The organism is Providencia sp. 21OH12SH02B-Prov (genome assembly GCF_027362595.1).
In the GTDB taxonomy this organism is placed as follows: Bacteria; Pseudomonadota; Gammaproteobacteria; order Enterobacterales; family Enterobacteriaceae; genus Providencia; species Providencia zhejiangensis.
This window is the reverse complement of record NZ_CP114796.1, coordinates 3518480-3540012: the sequence shown is the minus strand read 5'-3', so window position 1 is coordinate 3540012 and position 21533 is coordinate 3518480. Positions and strand designations below refer to the sequence as shown.

Annotated in this window: 20 protein-coding genes and 1 pseudogene; 17 read left to right on the top strand and 4 right to left on the bottom strand. The window is 41.7% G+C overall.

Annotated elements, in window-relative coordinates; genetic code table 11:
* The first annotated feature begins 3 nt into the window (after positions 1 to 3).
* From O7C57_RS16435 to O7C57_RS16420, 4 genes and pseudogenes are all read left to right on the top strand, one after another.
* Entirely contained in the window at positions 4 to 528 is a 525-nt protein-coding gene (locus O7C57_RS16435) for a fimbrial protein (protein WP_225829620.1), read from the top strand.
* 226 nt (positions 529 to 754) lie between these two features.
* The gene (locus O7C57_RS16430) at positions 755 to 1789 is read left to right on the top strand and encodes a hypothetical protein (RefSeq protein WP_154624418.1); all 1035 of its coding nucleotides are present in this window, start codon (positions 755 to 757) and stop codon (positions 1787 to 1789) included.
* Positions 1790 to 2073: 284 nt separating this feature from the next.
* A pseudogene (locus tag O7C57_RS16425) lies at positions 2074 to 2456 on the top strand (transposase); the annotation flags it as partial.
* A 363-nt stretch (positions 2457 to 2819) separates the two neighbouring features.
* Positions 2820 to 3503 carry a TenA family transcriptional regulator gene (locus tag O7C57_RS16420; protein ID WP_163860723.1) on the top strand — a complete coding sequence of 228 codons (684 nt, stop codon included), beginning with the start codon at positions 2820 to 2822 and terminating at the stop codon, positions 3501 to 3503.
* A gap of 115 nt (positions 3504 to 3618) precedes the next feature.
* Here the strand turns inward: O7C57_RS16420 and O7C57_RS16415 are convergent, their stop codons facing one another.
* The gene (locus tag O7C57_RS16415; RefSeq protein WP_163860724.1) at positions 3619 to 4014 is read right to left on the bottom strand and encodes a DUF6122 family protein; all 396 of its coding nucleotides are present in this window, start codon (positions 4012 to 4014) and stop codon (positions 3619 to 3621) included.
* Positions 4015 to 4564: 550 nt separating this feature from the next.
* Between O7C57_RS16415 and tkt the strand changes: the two genes are divergently transcribed.
* The 5 genes from tkt to O7C57_RS16390 all read left to right on the top strand — a co-directional run bounded on the left by tkt (position 4565) and on the right by O7C57_RS16390 (position 10833).
* Entirely contained in the window at positions 4565 to 6559 is a 1995-nt protein-coding gene (gene tkt / locus O7C57_RS16410) for a transketolase (protein WP_269723355.1), read from the top strand.
* Positions 6560 to 6865: 306 nt separating this feature from the next.
* Positions 6866 to 7885 carry an erythrose-4-phosphate dehydrogenase gene (gene epd / locus O7C57_RS16405; protein ID WP_154623658.1) on the top strand — a complete coding sequence of 340 codons (1020 nt, stop codon included), beginning with the start codon at positions 6866 to 6868 and terminating at the stop codon, positions 7883 to 7885.
* Between the two features lie 85 nt (positions 7886 to 7970).
* Positions 7971 to 9134: a phosphoglycerate kinase gene (gene pgk / locus O7C57_RS16400; RefSeq protein ID WP_154623657.1), complete on the top strand. Its 1164-nt coding sequence runs from the start codon at positions 7971 to 7973 to the stop codon at positions 9132 to 9134.
* Positions 9135 to 9193: 59 nt separating this feature from the next.
* Positions 9194 to 10270, top strand: coding sequence for a class II fructose-bisphosphate aldolase (gene fbaA, locus O7C57_RS16395; protein ID WP_154623656.1), 1077 nt, complete (start codon positions 9194 to 9196; stop codon positions 10268 to 10270).
* A gap of 158 nt (positions 10271 to 10428) precedes the next feature.
* Complete coding sequence (locus O7C57_RS16390) at positions 10429 to 10833, top strand: hypothetical protein (RefSeq protein WP_269723354.1); 405 nt, start codon at positions 10429 to 10431, stop codon at positions 10831 to 10833.
* 503 nt (positions 10834 to 11336) lie between these two features.
* Here the strand turns inward: O7C57_RS16390 and O7C57_RS21700 are convergent.
* The 3 genes from O7C57_RS21700 to O7C57_RS16375 all read right to left on the bottom strand — a co-directional run bounded on the left by O7C57_RS21700 (position 11337) and on the right by O7C57_RS16375 (position 12986).
* Entirely contained in the window at positions 11337 to 11582 is a 246-nt protein-coding gene (locus tag O7C57_RS21700; RefSeq protein WP_269723353.1) for a hypothetical protein, read from the bottom strand.
* A gap of 170 nt (positions 11583 to 11752) precedes the next feature.
* A complete protein-coding gene (locus tag O7C57_RS16380) occupies positions 11753 to 12121 on the bottom strand; it encodes a DUF4440 domain-containing protein (protein ID WP_231131829.1) in 369 nt (122 codons plus the stop codon).
* A 13-nt stretch (positions 12122 to 12134) separates the two neighbouring features.
* A complete protein-coding gene (locus tag O7C57_RS16375) occupies positions 12135 to 12986 on the bottom strand; it encodes a LysR substrate-binding domain-containing protein (RefSeq protein WP_154622646.1) in 852 nt (283 codons plus the stop codon).
* Positions 12987 to 13071: 85 nt separating this feature from the next.
* On the opposite strand from O7C57_RS16375, the gene O7C57_RS16370 reads away from it, so the two are divergent.
* From O7C57_RS16370 to O7C57_RS16335, 8 genes are all read left to right on the top strand, one after another.
* Entirely contained in the window at positions 13072 to 13758 is a 687-nt protein-coding gene (locus O7C57_RS16370) for an ankyrin repeat domain-containing protein (RefSeq protein WP_154622647.1), read from the top strand.
* The gene (locus O7C57_RS16365; protein ID WP_154622648.1) at positions 13758 to 14222 is read left to right on the top strand and encodes a nucleoside deaminase; all 465 of its coding nucleotides are present in this window, start codon (positions 13758 to 13760) and stop codon (positions 14220 to 14222) included. Before O7C57_RS16370 ends, O7C57_RS16365 begins: the two co-directional genes overlap by 1 nt.
* Complete coding sequence (locus O7C57_RS16360; RefSeq protein ID WP_269723352.1) at positions 14222 to 15442, top strand: cyanate transporter; 1221 nt, start codon at positions 14222 to 14224, stop codon at positions 15440 to 15442. Before O7C57_RS16365 ends, O7C57_RS16360 begins: the two co-directional genes overlap by 1 nt.
* A 93-nt stretch (positions 15443 to 15535) precedes the next feature.
* Entirely contained in the window at positions 15536 to 16405 is an 870-nt protein-coding gene (locus O7C57_RS16355) for a helix-turn-helix domain-containing protein (protein WP_154622650.1), read from the top strand.
* Between the two features lie 102 nt (positions 16406 to 16507).
* Positions 16508 to 18649, top strand: coding sequence for a TonB-dependent siderophore receptor (locus O7C57_RS16350; protein WP_154622651.1), 2142 nt, complete (start codon positions 16508 to 16510; stop codon positions 18647 to 18649).
* Positions 18649 to 18903 carry a hypothetical protein gene (locus O7C57_RS21695; RefSeq protein ID WP_154622652.1) on the top strand — a complete coding sequence of 85 codons (255 nt, stop codon included), beginning with the start codon at positions 18649 to 18651 and terminating at the stop codon, positions 18901 to 18903. Before O7C57_RS16350 ends, O7C57_RS21695 begins: the two co-directional genes overlap by 1 nt.
* A complete protein-coding gene (locus tag O7C57_RS16340) occupies positions 18900 to 20330 on the top strand; it encodes a PepSY-associated TM helix domain-containing protein (RefSeq protein WP_269723351.1) in 1431 nt (476 codons plus the stop codon). The genes O7C57_RS21695 and O7C57_RS16340 overlap by 4 nt, the downstream gene beginning before the upstream one ends.
* The gene (locus O7C57_RS16335) at positions 20308 to 21531 is read left to right on the top strand and encodes a RhtX/FptX family siderophore transporter (RefSeq protein ID WP_247047364.1); all 1224 of its coding nucleotides are present in this window, start codon (positions 20308 to 20310) and stop codon (positions 21529 to 21531) included. Before O7C57_RS16340 ends, O7C57_RS16335 begins: the two co-directional genes overlap by 23 nt.
* Positions 21532 to 21533 lie beyond the last annotated feature (2 nt).

The following is a 21533-nucleotide window of genomic DNA, read 5'->3' as shown; positions in this document are numbered from 1 at the left end:
TCGATGAGTGCAATACTGTGGTGTTGCAGTTTTCTACCGTCAGTGGCTCAGGCGGCGAACAGTAATGATATTCAGTACAGTGGAACGTTGATTGCGTTGCCGTGCACGGTTGACCCGAATTATGAGAACTTCGGAGTTGACTTTGGGGGCAATATTAATTCAAAGGATTTGCTGAATGGACAACGTCGTTATAGCAAGGAAGACATCCAATTTCATTTGACGGATTGTGATACTTCTTTGGGAAATAGTATTGCAGTGAAATTTAGCGGTGTTTCGACGACCGACAATGGATTACTGAATGTGGATGCTGGAAGTCAGGCTAGTGGGATTGCGATAGGTCTTGAAACCCCGAGTGGTGTAGCGTTACCCATTAATAACACTCAGGTAGAGCCTTTAATGCCGATAAAAAAAGGGGATATGACGATACGGTTACGGTCATATATACAGGCAGTGGAAGACGCAACGGTAGAGAGCATTCAGCCGGGTTTTTTTACGGCGACGCTGACGTATATGTTGATATATCAGTGAAGCGATGCTCCATTTTACGGGGTAGAGACGGGGTGTTTTCTATCAGGCTAGTGCAAGACTATATACGTCAATGCTCGCTAAGGTTTAGTAGTGATTTATTTGCCATCTATTGCTTAGTATTTATCTCACAATAACAGTTTAAGCGGTGGCAAATTTCTTGGTATTCAATTTCAAAATAGATTTCGTTGATGAGTATTCATTATCAAGCGACACAAGGAATCCATAAATGCGCATTCAGTTAGCTCTTTTGCTATTCACTTTTCCATTAACTTCTATTGGGGCATCTTACTTCAATCAGAACAATACTCCGCAAAGAGCAATAGGATATAGTGAAGGGTCTTTTTCAATATTTGGAACAGTATATAAAATCCAAGATAATATTGATCGGCGTCCTATAACCGATTCTGTTGGGTATGATTCTGGAGTTATGTCCGCTGAAAGTTATGGCTACTCCGGTGGAGCAGTGACTATTGATGCTAAATACAATACGCTTTCTAACGTATCAGGAGGATCATCATGTTATTTGTATGGAACTCTATACTTTTCTGAGTCTGACGGCTGGTATGATTACAGTTACGGGCATATGCGTTGGGATATGTCTGGTGATGTATTTTATGATCCCAATCTGTATATAAAGGTTGATAAACCATGTAATCAAGCTATTTTATCCGATTTACCGACAGTTAATATTCCATTACCAAGCATCAACAAATTTTATATTTGGCGGGGTATATCTGGTATATGTGCCAATCGGTCTTGCACTAATGGAAGTTATAATCATACTCGGGTTTTACCTCGTAATGGGTCTATGACTGCTTTGGCAAATGTAATCGCTTGCACATCAAATACAGTCAACAGTTCTACTTGCCGGTCTTTATTTTATAATACTGTACGTGGCACTGATATTCCTTCTGGGTTAATTCCTGACATCCCAGCTGTATGTAATGTGAATTTACCTGATCTGAACTTTGGAACTGTAGGCATGAATGACTGGGCTGGAAACATGGCTCAATCTATAGGCTCAGTATCTTGTACAAAGGATGCATCTATTACCTTTACTGTGGTTGGTGGAGATTCAGTTAAACTGGGCCCTTTTAATGCTTCTATTGGTATAAATGGGAAATTAGGCGGGTCATCGATCGTTAATACGGGGATAGGGGAAGTGACATTCACAATTGATGGACAGCTAAAATCGTCTACAGGGAGTGTTACAGCAGGGGAATATCAAACAAGTGTTGTAGTAATAGGTACAATTAATTGAAATGCATCTTACAATAAATAATAAAGTGACATCAATTTCATTGCTATTTACAAATTGAGTGATGCCATTTGCTCTAATTTTGGATATGCAGGTGCTATCAACGGTATTTTTATTTAGAGAAATGAGTGCATATTAGACTAATCTTATAAGTAATAGCTACAGAAATTGAATATGTTCCCATTTCTCAGAAATTTACTGGATTTATGAAAATTTGGAGTAGTAAAGTTAATTTGGTTACCAAGTCAGAGGTGATATATTACCTCATAAAAAAACAGGTGACATTTATTGCAAAACGTATAAAACGATTTTTAAGTGCTGAACTTAAACTTGAAGCGACTCAATTTGTCATTGATTAAAATTGTTCCGCGGCCGAAGCTGCCAATACCATGGGCGTGGGTAAATCAACCATTGGATAATGGGGGCGGCAACTCAAAAACGAGCGTAAAGGTATTTCGCCAAAAGCATCGGCAATGACACCAGAACAAGTTGAAATTCGTGCACTAAAAAAGAAAATTGCTCATCTCGAAAAGCATGACGAGCTCTTAAAGAAGGCTACTTGTCTGGTGATGTCAGACTCCCTGAACAACTTGCGATAATTAAAAAACTGAGCCAAAGCTACCGTATTCAAATATTATGTAGCGTGTTTAGTATTAAACTCTTTTCATATCACAATCCAGTGAATCGGTAAAAATACCCCGGGCGTAATTATTTTTAGCTTCCATAAAAGCGACAAAATATCATCGTGTACTTTTAATTAAACTAAAGTGATGGAAATATAATTTATATATTGGAAATTAGAATGGTTATTTCACTTTGTTAATGATGTGAATTATTTAAACTTGTATATTTTATGATGCTATTTTTATCGGTAATTTAATGAGCTAATAAATTATTAATGATTAATATAATTAAATATAAGTCAATGTAACTGAAATATGCCATGGTTATTTTAAAGGAAATGATTAATTTACTTTTATCTTGTTTGATAAAAAACGTATTTTTCCCTAAAAATAAACTTGGAGGTTGATGTATGTCATTGAATATAGAATTAAAAAACCAATTGGAATCATCTATACTTGATTTAAATCTGCCTGAAAATCCCTATTTTAAATCTCTGACTTCTGGTGAAATGACCCATGAACAATTTTTAAATAGCCAATTAGAATTTGCACCGATGGTTTATTTTTTCAGTAGGCCAATGGCACAAATTATAGCCAATATATCCGATCCTATTTCACGAATTGCCTTGGTGGGGAATCTTTGGGAAGAACACGGTCAAGGTGTTAAGGAAAATGTGCATGGAAATACAATCATAACTTTAATCGAACGTTTAGGTGGTGATATATCCAGTATTGATTTACAAAACCCCCCACCTAATGCTCGGATCTTTAATGAAGCATTACGTGGAGTTTCTTCTTTTTGTGATTTTCGTTTTGCTGCTTCTATGTATGCGGGTATTGAGAGAACATTTGTTGATGTATCGTGCATGATATTTGAAGCGATAGCTAAAGAGGGTTGGCTTCCAGAAGATAAGATCACCCATTATGGCTTACATCGAGAACTGGATATTGAACACTCGGAAGATTTTTTGAAAGTTGTCAATCAATATTGGGATGAACCAAAATATCAATTTATGATTAAAGAAGGTATCAAATTTGGCTGCCAATTATTTGCTAATGCGTATGTTGGTTTTTATCGGAGCATGAGTAAGTAGCTCCAAGGATATTTATTATGCTTAGTAATATAGGTTAAATGTAGAATCTGGCTATTTATGAGCATGGATATTTATTATCATAAATAGCCGATTTTGGTTTGTATATGGCTAACCACTAATATAGTGAGGTTCTGTGCTCATGATATTTCTCAATGAGAACTATATTGGTGGTATTTTGTTTTAAACTCCCCATATAACAATCCACTGAATCGGTAAAAAGATGGAATAAACACCCCACCGCAATTGCTTTTAATTTCCATGATGGCAGTAAAAATATCATCACATACGCGATAGCTGCCCAACCAGTATGTAACGGATGGAAACCAATACCGCAGCGATTAGGATCAAAAATCGGATCGGCCAGTAAATGATCTAAATCGATCGCCATGGTTGCTATCATCAATAATGCCGCTAATTTCCAATTTTTTCGCCAAAATAGATAGCCAAATAAGATTGGCACTAAAAAATGAAAACCGTAGTGCACGATATTGCGAAAAATTTCAAATGCCACAATTAAACCTCTAATGCATTATTTTATTTATTAGCAGATATCTCTTCTTCATGCTTATCTGCCTTGGATTATTCAGTGCGTTTGAGCTAAATGTACTCATTTTCTGGTGGCTAGTGGGCTGCTATTGTATCGAGATTATAACCAAGTCGTATAACGAAAGGGGATTTTTTGTTTCGATATGTAGAGTACATGTTTATCTCCTATCTAATCAGCCAATTTTTCATAGCAAAATTTGTCAATAATCACTATTGTTATCTCTAAATGCATAAGAAGCATAAATCACCTTGATCCCTGATGGTAAACTCAGGTTTAATAAGGGTAATGAATTGCGCAAAAAACTCATCTTTAAGTGATATTTTGCGCAATGGAAAGGATTCAGCTCTGAAATGGCTTAATTTATTGACGATTCGCGGGCACAAATGTAGCGAATAATTGCTGTATGGAGCAAATTGCGTTAGTTTCATAGTTTGCCTATGAAAAAGTGCAATAATTCCGTATTGCGTTGTGAAAATTGGTTTAAGTACGTTTTTATCCGACCTGGAGTATACTAATGACGACTCGTAAAACCCTTGCTAATGCTATCCGCTTTCTAAGTATGGATGCGGTTCAAAAAGCAAAATCAGGGCACCCTGGCGCGCCTATGGGCATGGCCGATATTGCTGAAGTTCTGTGGCGTGACTATATGAATCATAACCCAGCAGATCCACACTGGGCTAACCGTGACCGTTTTGTTCTCTCTAATGGCCATGGTTCAATGCTGATCTATAGCTTGCTGCATCTGACGGGTTATGACTTATCTATCGATGAGCTAAAAAACTTCCGTCAACTCCACTCTAAGACACCAGGCCACCCTGAATATGGCTATACTCCAGGCGTTGAAACCACCACAGGTCCATTAGGGCAAGGTATTGCAAACGCAGTCGGTTTTGCTATCGCTGAACGCACTTTAGCGGCGCAATTTAACCGCCCAGGCCATGACATCGTCGACCATCACACTTATGTGTTCATGGGTGATGGTTGTATGATGGAAGGTATCTCACACGAAGTGTGCTCTCTAGCAGGGACACTGAAATTAAATAAACTGATTGCGTTTTATGATGACAACGGTATCTCTATCGACGGTCATGTACAAGGTTGGTTTACTGATGATACCGCAGCACGTTTTGAAGCTTATGGCTGGCATGTTATTCGTGATATCGATGGTCACGATGCCGATCAAATTCATGCTGCTGTCACAGAAGCACAGCGCGAAACAGATAAACCAACGCTGATTATGTGTAAAACCGTGATCGGTTTTGGTTCCCCAAATAAAGCAGGTACAGAATCTGTTCACGGTGCACCATTAGGTGATGCCGAAATTGCGGCAACACGTAAAAATCTAGACTGGCAGTATTGTCCATTCGAAATCCCACAAGATATCTATCAAGCATGGGATGCCCGTCAAGCTGGTAAAGAAAAACAAGCGGCTTGGAATGATAAGTTCGCCGCTTACGCAAAAGCCTTCCCTGAATTAGCTGAAGAATTTACTCGCCGTATGGCGGGTGAATTGCCTGCTAATTTTGATGCAGAAGCGAAGAAATTTATTGAAAATCTGCAAGCAAATCCTGCCAACATCGCTAGCCGTAAAGCGTCACAAAATGCTTTAGAAGCCTTTGGTAAAGTCTTGCCTGAGTTCTTAGGTGGTTCTGCTGACTTAGCACCAAGTAACTTGACTATGTGGTCTGGCTCTAAACCATTGAATGAAGACAAAGCGGGTAACTACATCCATTATGGTGTACGTGAATTCGGTATGTCAGCAATCATGAATGGTATTGCTTTACATGGTGGATTTGTTCCTTATGGTGCAACATTCCTCATGTTCGTTGAATATGCACGCAATGCTGTGCGTATGGCTGCATTGATGAAAGTGCGTAGTATCTTTGTTTATACTCACGACTCTATCGGTCTGGGTGAAGATGGCCCAACTCACCAACCTGTTGAGCAATTAGCTAGCTTACGTGTAACGCCTAATATGAATACATGGCGTCCATGTGACCAAGTTGAATCTGCTGTCGCATGGAAATACGCTATCGAGCGTAAAGATGGCCCAAGTGCGCTGATCTTCTCTCGCCAAAATCTGGAGCAGCAACCACGTACTGCTAAGCAATTAGCGGAGATCGAGAAAGGGGCTTATATCCTGAAAGATAGCGATGGCCAGCCGGAGCTTATCTTTATCGCGACAGGTTCAGAAGTTGAGTTAGCAGTGAAAGCCGCTGACCAACTGACTGGCGAAGGCCGTAAAGTACGTGTTGTTTCAATGCCTTCAACCGAGGTATTTGATAAACAAGACGCGGCATACCGTGAAGGCGTTCTACCATCAAGTGTGACTAAGCGTGTTGCTATTGAAGCAGGCATTGCAGATTACTGGTTCAAATATACAGGTCTCAATGGGGCTATCGTTGGTATGCATACATTTGGTGAATCAGCACCTGCTGAAGAACTATTCAAAGAGTTCGGTATCACTGTTGAAAGCGCAGTGAAAGCTGCTAAGTCATTGCTGAAGTAATTATTTTACGACCTAATTACGGGTCGTAAGAAAGAGTGAAATACGCCCTTACATCAATTTTGCTGTAGGGGCGTTGTTTTTTTGTGCATTTCATGTGTTTTGACTATTGCGTTCTGTGCCTATATCCCTTAATCTAATTCTTAAATAGCTGAACCGTTTCAGTTGCTGTGGTCAATAAGCTAAAAAATTTCAAAAGTGTCGAGTGAAGCACATTTTTGATGTTTGACCGTTAAAATCAGCAGTAGAGTTTGTGTGAGTCAGTTATCCTTATCAGCCGTGTGATTTTGTTGAAATTCAAGGTGTAGGATGCCAATAAAAGTGGCGATTAACGGCTTCGGTCGGATCGGACGGAGTGTACTAAGGGCTTTATATGAGTCTGGGCGACGTGCTGAAATTACGGTTGTCGCGGTTAATGAGCTGGCAAGCCCTGAAGGGATTGCGCATTTGCTGAAGTATGACTCAAGCCATGGTCGCTTTGCTTGGGATGTCCGCCTTAGCGGTTCGCTGTTGCAGGTCGGCGATGACAATATTCGTCTCTTTCATCAACCTGATATCAGTTCGCTACCTTGGAAAGAACTTGGAGTTGATGTTGTGCTTGACTGTAGTGGGGCATTCGGTTCTCGCGCAGATGGCTTAGCTCACCTCGATGCGGGCGCTAAAAAAGTGCTCTTCTCCCATCCTGGCTCGGATGATCTTGATGCGACAGTTGTCTATGGCGTTAATCATGATAGTCTAACAATTGACGATAAAATTATTTCAAACGCATCTTGTACCACAAACTGTATTATTCCGATCATTAAACTGTTAGATGATGCGTTCGGTATTGAGTCAGGCACGGTAACAACAATCCATGCATCAATGAATGATCAGCCTGTTATCGATGCTTATCATCATGACCTAAGAAGAACGCGAGCTGCCAGCCAATCAATTATTCCGGTTGATACTAAGCTAGCAGCGGGTATTACGCGAATTTTTCCAAAATTTCAAAATCATTTTGAGGCGATATCGGTACGTGTACCGACAACCAATGTGACAGCCATTGATTTGAGTGTTACCGTGCACAGTGATGTTAGCGTAGCAACGGTAAACCAACTCTTGCGAAGCGCCGCGCATGGACATTTTCGTGGTATAGTAGACTATACTGAATTACCGTTAGTCTCGATGGATTTTAATCATGATCCGCACAGTGCGATTGTTGATGGCACACAAACGAGAGTGAGCGGTAAGCATTTAATTAAAACCCTTGTTTGGTGTGATAACGAATGGGGGTTTGCTAACCGGATGCTAGATACAACTTTAGCGATGGCAGCAACAGGTTTCAACTAATTAACGGCTGACAGACGGTAGGGTAGACTATGACCCACACAGCCATTAATGAAAACTTTATAGAGAATCAACAAGAGGATTCACCATGTCTGTAATTAAGATGACCGATTTGGACCTAGCGGGTAAACGCGTTTTCATCCGTTCTGACCTAAACGTTCCTGTAAAAGATGGCAAAGTTACTTCTGATGCACGTATCCGTGCTTCATTACCAACAATTGAAACTGCTCTCAAGCAAGGTGCTAAAGTCATGGTCACATCTCACCTCGGTCGTCCGACTGAAGGCGAGTATAATGAAGAATTTTCACTGCAACCTGTTGTTGACTATCTGGCTGAAAAGATTGATTACCCGGTTCGTTTAGTCAAAGACTATTTAGGTGGCGTGGATATCGCGGAAGGCGAGTTAGTCGTTTTGGAAAACGTTCGCTTCAATAAAGGCGAGAAAAAAGACGATGAAACGCTGTCAAAACAGTATGCTGCACTGTGTGATGTTTATGTCATGGATGCTTTTGGTACCGCTCACCGTGCTCAAGCATCAACGCATGGCGTTGCTAAATTCTCGCCAGTTGCTTGTGCTGGTCCTCTACTCAGCGCTGAACTTGAAGCATTAGGTAAAGCACTGGATAACCCTGCTCGCCCAATGGTGGCGATTGTCGGTGGTTCAAAAGTATCGACAAAACTGACCGTTTTAGATTCACTCTCTAAAATTGCCGATCAATTAATTGTGGGTGGTGGTATTGCAAACACCTTTATTGCCGCTGAAGGTAATAATGTTGGTCGCTCTTTATATGAAGCGGATCTGATCCCAGAAGCGAAAAAATTATTGGCAAACTGCCATATTCCAGTACCGACTGATGTCCGTGTAGCAACGGAGTTCTCTGAAACTGCGGAAGCGACATTAAAATCAAGTACTAAAATTAAAGATGATGAGCAGATCCTCGACTTAGGTGACGAGTCTGCTGAGCGTCTGGCTGAAATTCTGAAAAATGCTAAAACCATTCTGTGGAATGGCCCAGTTGGTGTTTTTGAATTCCCTAACTTCCGTAAAGGAACCGAAATCGTTGCACGTGCAATCGCTGATAGTGAAGCTTTCTCTATCGCGGGTGGTGGTGACACATTAGCGGCTATCGATTTATTCGGTATTGCGGATAAGATTTCATACATTTCAACAGGCGGCGGTGCATTCCTTGAATTCGTTGAAGGTAAAAAACTGCCGGCGGTTGTGATGCTGGAAGAACGTGCTAAAGCGTAATTAATTTGTCATGAACAACAGGCTGCGTAGGCAGCCTGTTTAACACAGGACCTTTTCAAATGTCTAAAATTTTTGATTTTGTAAAACCGGGTGTTCTCACAGGTGATGATGTACAGAAAGTTTTCGCAGTTGCCAAAGAAAATAACTTCGCATTGCCAGCGGTGAACTGTGTCGGTACAGACTCAATTAATGCCGTACTTGAAGCGGCAGCGAAAGTACGTGCTCCAGTTATTGTTCAGTTTTCTAACGGCGGTGCGGCTTTTATCGCGGGTAAAGGCTTGAAAGCAGAAGGGCAACAAGCCGCTATTCTGGGTTCAATCTCTGGCGCACATCATGTTCATCAAATGGCTGAGCATTATGGTGTTCCTGTGATCCTACATACTGACCACTGCGCACGTAAATTGCTGCCATGGATTGATGGTTTGTTAGATGCAGGTGAAAAACATTACGCGAAAACCGGTAAGCCTCTGTTCTCTTCACATATGATCGACCTGTCTGAAGAAACTCTGGAAGAAAATATCGAGATCTGTGCTAAGTATCTGGCTCGCATGGCAAAAATTGACATGACGCTAGAAATCGAACTCGGTTGTACTGGTGGTGAAGAAGATGGTGTTGATAACACCGGTATGGACAGTTCAGCGCTGTACACTCAACCAGAAGACGTTGCTTACGCGTATGAGAAACTGAGCGCAATCAGCCCACGTTTCACTATCGCGGCTTCTTTCGGTAACGTTCACGGTGTTTATAAGCCAGGTAACGTCCAGTTAACGCCAAAAATTCTACGTAACTCACAGGACTATGTTTCTGAGAAATTTAATCTGCCTCACAACAGCCTAGACTTTGTTTTCCACGGTGGTTCTGGCTCAAGCGCTGCTGAAATCAAAGAAGCGGTTAGCTACGGTGTTATCAAAATGAACATCGATACAGATACTCAGTGGGCAACTTGGGAAGGTATCCTGAACTACTACAAAAAGAACGAAGGTTATCTGCAAGGTCAGTTGGGTAACCCAGAAGGTGATGACAAGCCTAACAAAAAATACTATGACCCACGCGTATGGCTGCGTAAAGGTCAAGAATCCATGGTTGTTCGTTTAGAGCAAGCGTTCAAAGAACTGAACTGCGTTGACGTTCTATAATTGTGCTTAGGCTTGGTTAACCAAGCTAATCGCTAAATCAATCCCTCAGTAGGGTTATCTTACTGGGGGATTTTTGTATTTTTGAGCACTGAAACTAAATGTATAACAAGCTAAGATGGAAGTTATTATTTTTTATTTGTTATAAAGGAGATATTTGAGTGAGTCGATGGATCCAGAATTTTTTAATCGCTATTGTTGGTGTCTTATCAATAGGTTGTTCAGTGGCAGGTAACAACGATAGGCTCGTCTATAAATTTGAAAATGATGAGTTTATTTTAGAAAAAGAGTGTGTTTCTGTACTTCAATTGGGACATTCACAGTTAAAAAATGACTATGTTTTGAATATTGAGATCAATAGAACACCTAAATGTTCGGAAAGATTTAATTCTTTTCTGAGTAAAAATATTGGTAAAAAGGTATCCCTTTACTTCGGTGTAAATAAAATTTCTCAAACGTATATCGCAGGGGAAATACAATCTGAAAATGGATATAGACAGGCATTTTCGGATAAAAAAGTAATAAATAATATTTTAGAAAGCTATGGGCGAAATGCTAAAAACTAAAAGAAATCACGTTGTACTTCTTTTAGTTTTATATAGTTAGATAATGAATTATTTAGGGAAGCTTATACTGACCGTGATAGGTACTGAATGTGATTTTATGCGTATACTTGCAGTTCCACCACCAGTAGCGTCAATAAGATAAGCTCCTGGTCCCACTGTATTAACCGTTTTCATTCCACTAGATATTTAATCCCCACATCAAATGATGACTCTAAGTTTGATGAATTATTAAAATTAACGGTATACGAATGGGGAGTATAAGTAATTTCATTTGGCATACTTGTGAGGAGATCTTTCCACGCACTCTATATCCCTGGCATTGCAATAATACCTGTTGACCGTATAGGCCCTGAATAACCACATGGACCTTGTCTTTCCCTTGCGACTCTGGCTCTATCTAAACTCGCCATAATCATGCTTTTTTTCATATTCCTGAATTGCGCAAATCTTTGACTGTAAATTCTTAAAGCACCCGTCTTATCACCACTATTGATCGCTTTCATTCATTCTTGAAAATTTTTTTCTTTAAGATACGGACAATTCTTTTCACCACAAACAAGATAAACATTGTTCTTTAATGCATCCTTGACTTCAGGCGGCCAGCTTGCTGGGATGAAGTCATGATTAACTTGTACATCATTGAACTCCCATGCTTTTGAATGTGGATCCCAGTGTGTATCAGGTATATGAGGTATATCACTATTACAATTATGGGGGTCGTAGCTAGGTCGAATAGGGTGTCTTTTCATTTGAAATTCCTTTTATTTATTCCATTAACTATTTAAATTTATTAGATATTATTTTTAATAAACAAATAAAATAGTAGCCATGAAATTGCATAGAGTAAATAAACGAAATTTGTTTATATGTCATAGGAAAGCTGCATCGTAATGACGTTTACGATGCAGCAAAAAAGCATTTATAACGAACGTGGTGTTCCTTGGTGGAAACGGAGCTGCCATTGGTTGTGCTGATTTTTGCTCCAAATCGATGAGCGTAGTGTTTGTTTAATACGTATTCCATTATCAAGTTGAAAACTTAAATAGGTGATGAGCACTGTATTCGCATCTATCTGTGCACATTGGAAATTTTCGGAGTGAATTTCCAATAAATTATTAGCTTGAGTGAGGGCTAAAAGTGTCTCTGTTTTATCGGCGCTCACACCAGAGCGGCAAAATTCTAAAAACGCTGGGTGCAGAATATTTTCAAGAAATTCTAAATTATCTCTATTTGAATAATGATGTAGCTTTTTTTCTAGTGTGATTAGGTGATCAAAGAGTTTCTGCATATCATGTTCTTTATCAAAGTTGTTCAAATTGTCGTGCTAGGCGTTCAGCTAGCGTTAAAACCACTTCTGAATTGCCATGGACATGCAGAGCAATTTCCATCTCCTCTGCATCAGGAAAGCCTTCTTGTGCAGTCAGTATACGATGCTGTGGTAGCTTAGCTCGCAGTGGTAATAAACTGATGCCAAGGCCATCGGTAATGGCGCTTTGAATACCAGCAAGGCTTGTGCAAGTATAGGTAATATGCCAAGGGCGCTGTTCAATATCCAGTAAGCGGAACATATCGTTACGATACAAGCCATTTTCAGGGAAAACAATCAAAGGCAAAGAATCGGCATTAACATGTTGATTATTAGTGCTTGTTAGCCAACATAAAGGTTCTGGCCAACGATAATGGCTCTTAAATTCACCTTTTCGTTGCTTCACTATAATTAAATCGAGTTCACCTTGCTGGTATCGTTGATGAAGTTGGCGGCTTAAACCACTGGTAACCTCTAAACGAATGTTCGGGTGGTCACGCATAAACGTCGCAAGGGTTGGTGTAACTTGCCCAGAAGCAAAATCTTCAGGGAAACCAAGACGTAACGTTTGGATCACCGCATTGCCTGTAATTTTCATAAAAAACATATCATTGAGTGCGATAATTTTTTTGGCATAACTGAACAGGATTTCACCTGTTTCAGTTAATGTGAGCATTCGATGGGCGCGTATCAATAAAGGCTGGCCCACTAAGGCTTCTAAGCGCTGGATCTGTTGGCTCAGAGTGGATTGAGTCGAGTTTAAATGTTGTGAAGCGACAGTGAAGCTGCCGGTCTCTGCCACCGCAATAAAAGTTTTAAGTAAGACCAAATTTAATAACGTATTCATTTTATAGATACCTAGCATTTGAATATTTAATTTTTAAATAGCATATATTTTCAGTAGATTAAATAGATTGCAGAGGAGGGGGACAATGAAAACACTATTTTTGCCAGCCAAATGGCTAGGCTATATGTTAGTTATTCTTAGTATATCATTGATATTTATTGTTAAATCATTTGCACAGGCAAATTCATCATCTCTAGTCGCTTTGGCTGAAAAAGGGGATTTGCCGGCGGTTACCCAAGCTATTCAACAAGGAGCAGATATTGAGCAACGAGACTTACGTTTGCGTACTCCCTTAATGGCGGCAACACATGCTAATCAAATCGAGGTGGCTCAATTTTTAATTGAACAAGGTGCCAATGTGAATGCACGCGATGCAATACAAGATTCCCCTTATTTATATGCAGGGGCTAGGGGATTACAGGAAATTTTAGAAATGACCCTAGCCCATGGCGCGGATTTGAAAAGCACTAACCGCTATGGTGGAACAGCATTAATTCCTGCCGCAGAGCGCGGGCATGTAAAAACGGTACAAACTTTAATTGATGCGGGAGTCGACGTTAATCATGTAAACAGATTAGGCTGGACGGCTCTGATAGAGGCAATCATACTGGGTGATGGTAGTGAAAAATATGCGGCTATTGTGACTCAATTGATCAAGGGTGGCGCCGATGTCAATTTAGCGGACGCTTCAGGGAAATCTCCGTTAGCGTTGGCCAAGCAAAAGGGTTATGACAATCTAGTTGAAATTCTTGAAAATTCAGGAGCTAAGTAATGTTAGATAAACAGTTTTTGCGACAAGCAATTTCACTGGCTAAAGAAAATGTTAAAACGGGCGGCCGTCCCTTCGGAGCCGTGATTGTTTGTGATGGTAAAGTCATTGCAACAGGGGTTAATCAGATGCTTGAATTGTGTGATCCCACAGCGCATGCAGAGCTAATGGCTTTAAGACAAGCAGGGGAGATCCTTCAGCGCACTCGATTAGAGGATTGTGTGGTCTATGCGAGCGGACAACCATGCCCAATGTGTTTAGCGGCAATGCGTATGGCAGGGATTTCACGAATTATTTACGCTTATTCAAATCAAGATGCAGAGCCATTTGGCTTATCAACAGAAGCAATTGCACAGGCACTTAGAGTGGAGCCACAACAGCAAAGCGGACTGACTTTTGTACAATTAAAGCCAGAAAATGAAACGCAATCAGCACTTTATACTTTTTGGCGGGAACAACAACATTAATGAGTGAACGTCAAACAGCATCGCTGGGTTTAGTACTGACAATCGTATTGGTCGGGATTAATTTAAGGCCGTTTATGACCGGCCCCGGCCCACTGATTGATGGCATTATGCAAACGACGGGGATGACTTATCAAGGTATTTCATTACTCACCTTATTGCCTATGCTATTAATGGGAATAGGAGCCTTAATTGTTCCTGCGCTTAACCAAAGGCTGGGAGAGCGCTTAGGTATTAGTCTGGCAATGTTATTGTTGTTCATCGGTTCCTTATGCCGCTTATTTGTTGCTGACAGTGGGCAATTGCTCATAACGGCTTTTATTTGTGGTGTCGGAGCCGCTTATATTCAAGCCGTTTTTCCTGGATTAATTAAATTACGTTTTCCACAAAAAATGGCCGCAATGACAGGGCTTTATTCGGCGATGTTGATGGCAGGGGGAGCAATAGGTGCACAATTAACGCCCCTTATTGCTAATTTCTCATGTCATGAAGCGATACCATCTTGCACTCATGAGTCTGGTCATTGGCAAGCCGCTTTAGCGTGGATGGCATTACCCGCTTTATTTGCTTTATTCGCCATTATTGCCAATATACGCTCTTCAGCTTCTCATCAACATGCTGGGAAAGGGTCAGTTTTGCAGTTTTTAACAAAACCAAGAGCATGGTTGCTTATGGTTGGCTTTGGTCTTGTTAATGCGGGATATGGTTCAGTCGTAACATGGTTGGCCCCCTTTTTTATTGAACAAGGTATGAGTAGTGCAAAAAGTGGTTCACTTGTCGCTTTATTGAGTGTATTTCAAGCATTATCGGCTTTGTTAATCCCTGTTTTAGCTTCCCATAATATTGATCGTCGATTTTGGTTGGTGGTAACGCTATGTAGCCAAGCAATTGGTTTTGCTGGTTTAGTGGTATTTCCTCATTCAGTGCCTTTTTTATGGGTTTGTTTAATCGGTATAGGGCTGGGTGGGTGTTTTGCACTAAGTATTATTACGTCTCTTGATCATTTGCCTCATCCTGCAAGCGCTGGCGCGTTAACCTCTCTGATGCAAGCTGGTGGATTTATTATTGCGGCCTTTGGTCCTTTCTTTGCCGCATGGCTACATGAAATCAGCCAAAGTTTCGCTTGGGTATGGGGTGCACATATCTTAATGATATTAATAACATTATTTCTTTTTTTACGTCTTAATCCAAAACATTACGCTAAGCTATTCAGTATCAAATAGGTTTTAATGCACAAATTGCAAATGATAATGATTGTTATTTTCTTGTTTCTTTGACAAGATAGCAGGCACATAGCCTTTGTTTCGAAAAAGATCATGCAGCAGTGTTCTGAAGACAAACTTAATCAAGCTCATTCCCATCGTGAAGATTACTCGATTGGTGCTTTTATCAGGATCAGTCGTGGTGAGTTTGTGATCCCGCATGATCTTGGGATTGATGAAGAACAACAGGCAGGCCTGAAGTTAGTGGCCATACATCAAGGCGCAATGGGTTGTCGTAGCAGCTCTGGACATAATGTCGAAGTGAATTCACCCTCATTGATACTCTCTGGCAGCCAGAAAAGCTATCAGTTATGCAACCTATTTCGCGCCTGCCAACCAATGAAGTATACAATGATTGATATTTCACCTGAGTGGCTTGAACAGCATCAATTAGTTTTGCCTGATAGCTGCTATCCCTCTCATAAAGCTCAACTACGCCATTTCGCGATCCCTGCGAGTGTATTAGCGATGACGCAGCAGCTATTTACTTGTCCAACCCATCCTTCGTTACACCAACTTTATTTAGGTGCCAAGGTAACTGAAATTACTGCGCTGTGTTTACATCATTTTTTACATGAACCAGTACAAACAGCCCCAAAATTGCGCCAACGTGAGATTGATAATCTACACATGGCAAAAGCTATTTTGATGCAAGAGTTAGAATCCCCTCCAAGTTTGGATGTATTAGCTAAGCGTGTTGGCATGAATACGCGTAAGTTGACCCAAGGCTTCCGCCAGTTATTTGGTAATAGTATTTATGGTTGGTTACAGGAGTATCGTTTAGATACCGCGTATCAATTGTTAACGGTGCATGACGCCAACATTTCGACCATCGCCTATCAGGTTGGTTATACCCCAGCCCATTTCTCTGTTGCATTTCGTAAGCGTTTTGGTCTCTCGCCAAATCAACTCAAAAAACGTTAGTTGTTGCCGGATAGCGATAGACAAAATCCGGCATTCGAAAGTAACCAATCCCATAAATTGCTAAATTGATAACAATTATCATTTAACTTTTTAGGGTAGAAAATGTTGTCTGTTCATCACTCTCAGCGCTTATCAGGGCTCAAATTAGCGCCCTGTGCATTGTTTTTGGCAACTGCACCGTGGGCCTTTTCAGTCGGGGCAGAAGAAAGCTCTCAATCTAAACATGATGTTATGCAAGTCACTACCCTATCGAGTGTTGATGATGACTATGTTGAGCCGGGTGTCACTACATTAGGAAAAATAGCCTTAAAGCCAAGAGAAGTGGCGCAATCGGTCAGTGTGATTGATCGTGAACAAATCGAAAAACAAAACTTACAAACGCTTGATGACGTTATGCAAAGGGCGACAGGGGTGACAAGTGCCCCTTATGTGAAGTTGACTACCGCTTATTATGTGCGCGGCTTCCAGATTGACTCTTTTGAAATTGATGGTGTTCCGGCATTGCTCGGTAATATGGCCAGCTCTCCACAGGATATGGCGGTCTATGAGCGTGTTGAGATTTTACGTGGCTCCAATGGGTTGCTTCACGGTATGGGCAACCCTGCTGCGACAGTCAATATGGTACGTAAGCATGCGCCAAAAGAGGACATGGCAAAACTCAGTTTAACGGCCGGGAGTTGGAATCGTTATCGGGGTGAGGCCGATGTAGGTGGCTTGCTTAATGAGTCGGGGAGTGTTCGCGGACGCTTTGTTATGGCATGGGAAGATAAAGATTTCTTCTATGATGTTTCCGATCAGAAGACGCGTTTAATGTATGCCACTGTTGATGCCGACCTAACGCCGGACACGTTGCTGCGGGTGGGAGCACAATATCAAACAATTGATTCAGTAACCAATATGGCAGGTGTGCCGATGGGGAAAGATGGTAGCGATTTACATCTACCTCGTAAAACCTATCTTGATGTGGATTGGGATCGTTTTAAATGGGATACCACCCGTACTTTTGCCGCCATTGAACACCAAATCAACGATGATTGGCAGTATAAGCTCAATACCGAATATCAGCACGTTAATGCAAGGCTTATTTATGCGGGGGCATGGGGAAATATCGACCCTGAAACAGGGGATGGAGCCATGCTAATGGGAGGCGCGTATAAATTCCGCAACGAACAAATCAGCCTGGATACAAGCTTAAATGGCAAGGTTGAAGGTTGGGGGCAAAAACATGATGTGATCATGGGCGTGAATTATTCTCATGCGAGTGAAAAACAGTATAGCGCTGAGTTTGACCCTGCACTGAATGTTCCGGTGAATGTTTATCGTTGGGATCCCCATAGTGTGCCTAAGCCTAAAATAGGCCAATACAGTTCACCCGGAGCAACCAAGACGACCCAAAAAGGCGTATATGGGATGGGCAGAATTAAGGTTGTGGAGCCTGTAACGGTGATTATTGGTGCGCGTGATAGTTGGTGGGAACTGAAATCACCAAGCGCTAAATTCACGGAAAATGGCCGTATCACGCCATACGGTGGTGTGATTTGGGATTTTGCAAAAGATTGGTCTTGGTATAGCAGCTATTCAACCGTGTATCAGCCACAAACGGCGAAAACGTGGAGTGGCAAAATGCTTAAGCCTGTGGAAGGGCAAACGTTGGAAACAGGGATTAAGGCAGGGTTGCTTAATGGCAGCGTAAACTTATCTGGTGCGGTGTATCAAATAGATATTAAAAATAACCCTCAAATAGATCCGGATCATCCAACTGGTGGTTTCGATAACTACTTTATCAGCGGTGGAAAGGTTCGTAGTCAGGGTTTTGAATTGGAAGGTGTTGGCTACATTACCCCATTTTGGGATGTCTCTGTTGGTTATACTTACACCGATACCAAGTATCGTGATGATAGCCAAAATAAAGGGAATGCTTATAACACCTTAACCCCACGTCATATGCTACGGGTTTGGACAAATTATGACCTTCCTTGGGATGAGCGTAAATGGAGCGTTGGTGGTGGTATGCAAGCACAAAGTGCCTATAGCACGACCAACGGCAATGTCACCTTACGCCAAGGGGGCTATGCGCTGTTTAATGCACGTTTAGGTTATCAAATTGATGAAACGTGGACAGCAGCCGTTAACCTAAATAACATATTTGATCGTCGCTACTATTCCGGGTTGTTCTCACCGCAATGGAATAACCGTTATGGCGACCCTCGCAATGTGATGTTGACGGTAAAGGCTGATTTTTAATGAAATTAGTCAGTGTCATCGCAGTCATTGGTACTTTGATTGGGGGAGTCGTGCTCTCCCTATCATTAGCCCAGCTATACCCTTCCGTTGATCCATTAAACCGCCTTTATGGTGCTGTTTTCCTTTCGGTTTTTATCACTATAGGCATGTTTGTCTACAGTTTAACGGCCCAAGGGTGGCAGCAAATGTTGTTGCGCAGTTATGGATGGTGGCCAATTCCATTGTTAATACTGTTTTGGCAGGGGGGATTATGACGGTACCTCTTATACGCCGGATGTCTAATTTGCATCGTAGTGCGGGGGCATTTTTAGGTGTTTTTTTATTTGTGATCATGTTGAGTGGTACTTGGAGCTTAGGCAGCGACGCCTTGCGTCTTTGGTGGAATAAAGCCCCGCTTTCGGGTGAGCACTTACCATTATCGCAATTATTAGCACGACAGCCTGACTCAACATTAGTGCAGCTACCTCAACCTGCTAATCCGACGATCACGTTTTGCCTTGGAATAGGGCAATGTGATAACAGCTATAGCGCAATATCTGGCCAGCCTTTAGTGCAAAATACACCCGCAATGTGGTTGGTAACTTTGCATAAGAGCCTCTTTATGGATTTCCCCGGACGCATTTTTATCAGCCTATTTGGTTTTGCACTAGCAGTACTCTTAATCAGTGGCTTTATTATTAACCGACGTAAGCTAGCTTCCATGATGCAGATACCGCGTCGGCGAAATTTACGTTTATTGATCCATGATCTCCATAATGGGTTGGGGTTATGGTGTTACCCATGGCTAATTCTGTTTGCTGTCACGGGAGCATTATCAGGGGTAGGCGCTTTAGGTACCGTTGGGCTGGCAAGCAGTGTCAATCCTGATCATCCTCAATTAGTGATGCAACAATTGATGGGGGATTTTCGAGAGATAGCCAGCCAGCTGCCTACACAAGGCCGCTACCAACCCGAGCAAGTTCTCACATTGCTTGAACAATCCTATCCATCATTCACACCTCAAATATTAATGCGCCGCGATAACGTGTTGATTGTGGGGGGCGTGCGGGCAGGGCAACCCAGTAGTGCGAATTTTGAACAATACCGTTTCGATTTGCATAAAGGGCAGCTAACGGGCATTCGAGACTCTTCTGAGCAGGCATTTTGGACTCGTGCTTTTATCAGTATCCAGCCACTGCATTATGGTCAATATCAATGGCTACCGAAACTCGACATGGTGTTGAGCGTTTTACATTTTATTGCTGGCTTTAGCGGCTGTGTATTGGTCGCAAGTGGGTTGGCAATGTGGTGCTGGCGGCACTCAGATTCACCTATTTCAGGGGTAATAGTGGGATGTTGTGGCGGATTGTTGTTGTCAACGAGCGGATTACTTGTCGTGATGTCCTTGTCATTCTCATTGCCAATGCGTGTATTTTTTCTATTTTGGGGCGCCATTTGGGTCATGTGTATGGTGGTTAAGCATAGACGTCAGATGTTGATTCTGATTGCCTCATTATCTGCTCTGCTATTTTTCATCGCGTTAGCTTGTTCCCTATGGCAACAGCCGGCCTACTTGACTCGAATTAATTTTATCTTGCTGTTTTGTGGCGTATTTTTGTTATTAGCACTTGTATGTGTTGCGAAATTGTCCGCACCACAAAAAAGTGATCGGAGTGGATATGAAAGATCTATTACAGAATAAACAGTTAGTCGTGACCTTAGGGTTATTATATCTTGCACAAGGCATTCCAATGGGCGTTGCAATGGATGCGTTGCCGACATTTTTACGCCATGATGGCAGTGAGCTGAGTGTATTAGCTTTTTTACCCTTAGTTGGACTACCTTGGGTGATTAAATTCCTCTGGGCACCTTTTGTTGATAACCATTGGGGAAAGACATTAGGACGTCGTAAAAGTTGGATCATTCCAATGCAAGTGGTGGTCACTGTGAGCATGTTTTCACTCAGTGTGATTGGGTTTTCTGTGGAAAATGCTATCGCGTGTGTAGCATTACTTTGTCTTTCCTCTTTAGCGAGTGCAACCCAAGATATTGCCACAGATGGAATGGCGGCAGAGCAAGTCAATAGCGCAATGCTATCTAAAATTAATGCGATACAGATAGCGGGGGTGATGGCTGGCTTTTTTATTGGCGGCGCAGGCTTGATGATGATGAGCGACTCTTTAGGCCAACATATGTCATTGGCAATTTTGGCGTGCGTACCATTATTGAGCTTATTGTTTATTGCGGTATGCCCACTGAAAAAAACACAGACAAGCGTTGTCGCTGAAAAAGCAAGTCTGTTAAACACCTTTAAACGGCGTGGTGCTCCTCGATTATTATTATTAACACTGTTATCCGCTGTCACTGCTGTTTCAGGGTTTGGATTGGCTAAACTATTCCTCAATGATGCAGGCTGGTCTTTAGCGGAGATCGGCAAAATGGGGATGGCTGGTGGAATGGTAACCTTGATATTAGGATGCGGCGGTGGCGCATGGCTGATTGGTAAGATAGGTGTTTGGCGGGCCTTTTCATTCGGTTTACTGTTTGCACTGCTATCCTCTTTACTTTGGATGGTGCAATCAGTGAATGGTGTGATGATGGGGTTAGTGGCGACATGTATCGTTCTTGGTTCCTTGTCAGCAGGTATTACCTCTGTTGCTATCATGACCGCAGGCATGCAGTTTGCATCACGTTACCATCAAGCAGGCACAGATATGACCGCAGTGCAAAGCACTCGTGATATTGGTGAATTAGCGAGTTCAATGATGCTCGTGGGGTTGACCGCTGCAATAGGGTATTCAGGCGGCTTTATGTTGGGGGCTGGTATCGCTTTTGTCGCATTGCTGGTTACCTTTTCACATTACCGTTATATGCAACGATTGAAAACAGAAGAAGCCGCTTAAGT

What these genes read in the sequence shown, in the direction of transcription:
- O7C57_RS16435 (WP_225829620.1), top strand. Translation starts at nt 4, where the DNA reads ATGAGTGCAATACTGTGGTGTTGCAGTTTTCTACCGTCAGTGGCTCAG.
- O7C57_RS16430 (WP_154624418.1), top strand. Translation starts at nt 755, where the DNA reads ATGCGCATTCAGTTAGCTCTTTTGCTATTCACTTTTCCATTAACTTCT.
- O7C57_RS16420 (WP_163860723.1), top strand. Translation starts at nt 2,820, where the DNA reads ATGTCATTGAATATAGAATTAAAAAACCAATTGGAATCATCTATACTT.
- tkt (WP_269723355.1), top strand. Translation starts at nt 4,565, where the DNA reads ATGACGACTCGTAAAACCCTTGCTAATGCTATCCGCTTTCTAAGTATG.
- epd (WP_154623658.1), top strand. Translation starts at nt 6,866, where the DNA reads ATGCCAATAAAAGTGGCGATTAACGGCTTCGGTCGGATCGGACGGAGT.
- pgk (WP_154623657.1), top strand. Translation starts at nt 7,971, where the DNA reads ATGTCTGTAATTAAGATGACCGATTTGGACCTAGCGGGTAAACGCGTT.
- fbaA (WP_154623656.1), top strand. Translation starts at nt 9,194, where the DNA reads ATGTCTAAAATTTTTGATTTTGTAAAACCGGGTGTTCTCACAGGTGAT.
- O7C57_RS21700 (WP_269723353.1), bottom strand. Translation starts at nt 11,582, where the DNA reads ATGAAAAGACACCCTATTCGACCTAGCTACGACCCCCATAATTGTAAT.
- O7C57_RS16380 (WP_231131829.1), bottom strand. Translation starts at nt 12,121, where the DNA reads ATGCAGAAACTCTTTGATCACCTAATCACACTAGAAAAAAAGCTACAT.
- O7C57_RS16375 (WP_154622646.1), bottom strand. Translation starts at nt 12,986, where the DNA reads ATGAATACGTTATTAAATTTGGTCTTACTTAAAACTTTTATTGCGGTG.
- O7C57_RS16370 (WP_154622647.1), top strand. Translation starts at nt 13,072, where the DNA reads ATGAAAACACTATTTTTGCCAGCCAAATGGCTAGGCTATATGTTAGTT.
- O7C57_RS16365 (WP_154622648.1), top strand. Translation starts at nt 13,758, where the DNA reads ATGTTAGATAAACAGTTTTTGCGACAAGCAATTTCACTGGCTAAAGAA.
- O7C57_RS16360 (WP_269723352.1), top strand. Translation starts at nt 14,222, where the DNA reads ATGAGTGAACGTCAAACAGCATCGCTGGGTTTAGTACTGACAATCGTA.
- O7C57_RS16355 (WP_154622650.1), top strand. Translation starts at nt 15,536, where the DNA reads ATGCAGCAGTGTTCTGAAGACAAACTTAATCAAGCTCATTCCCATCGT.
- O7C57_RS16350 (WP_154622651.1), top strand. Translation starts at nt 16,508, where the DNA reads ATGTTGTCTGTTCATCACTCTCAGCGCTTATCAGGGCTCAAATTAGCG.
- O7C57_RS21695 (WP_154622652.1), top strand. Translation starts at nt 18,649, where the DNA reads ATGAAATTAGTCAGTGTCATCGCAGTCATTGGTACTTTGATTGGGGGA.
- O7C57_RS16340 (WP_269723351.1), top strand. Translation starts at nt 18,900, where the DNA reads ATGACGGTACCTCTTATACGCCGGATGTCTAATTTGCATCGTAGTGCG.
- O7C57_RS16335 (WP_247047364.1), top strand. Translation starts at nt 20,308, where the DNA reads ATGAAAGATCTATTACAGAATAAACAGTTAGTCGTGACCTTAGGGTTA.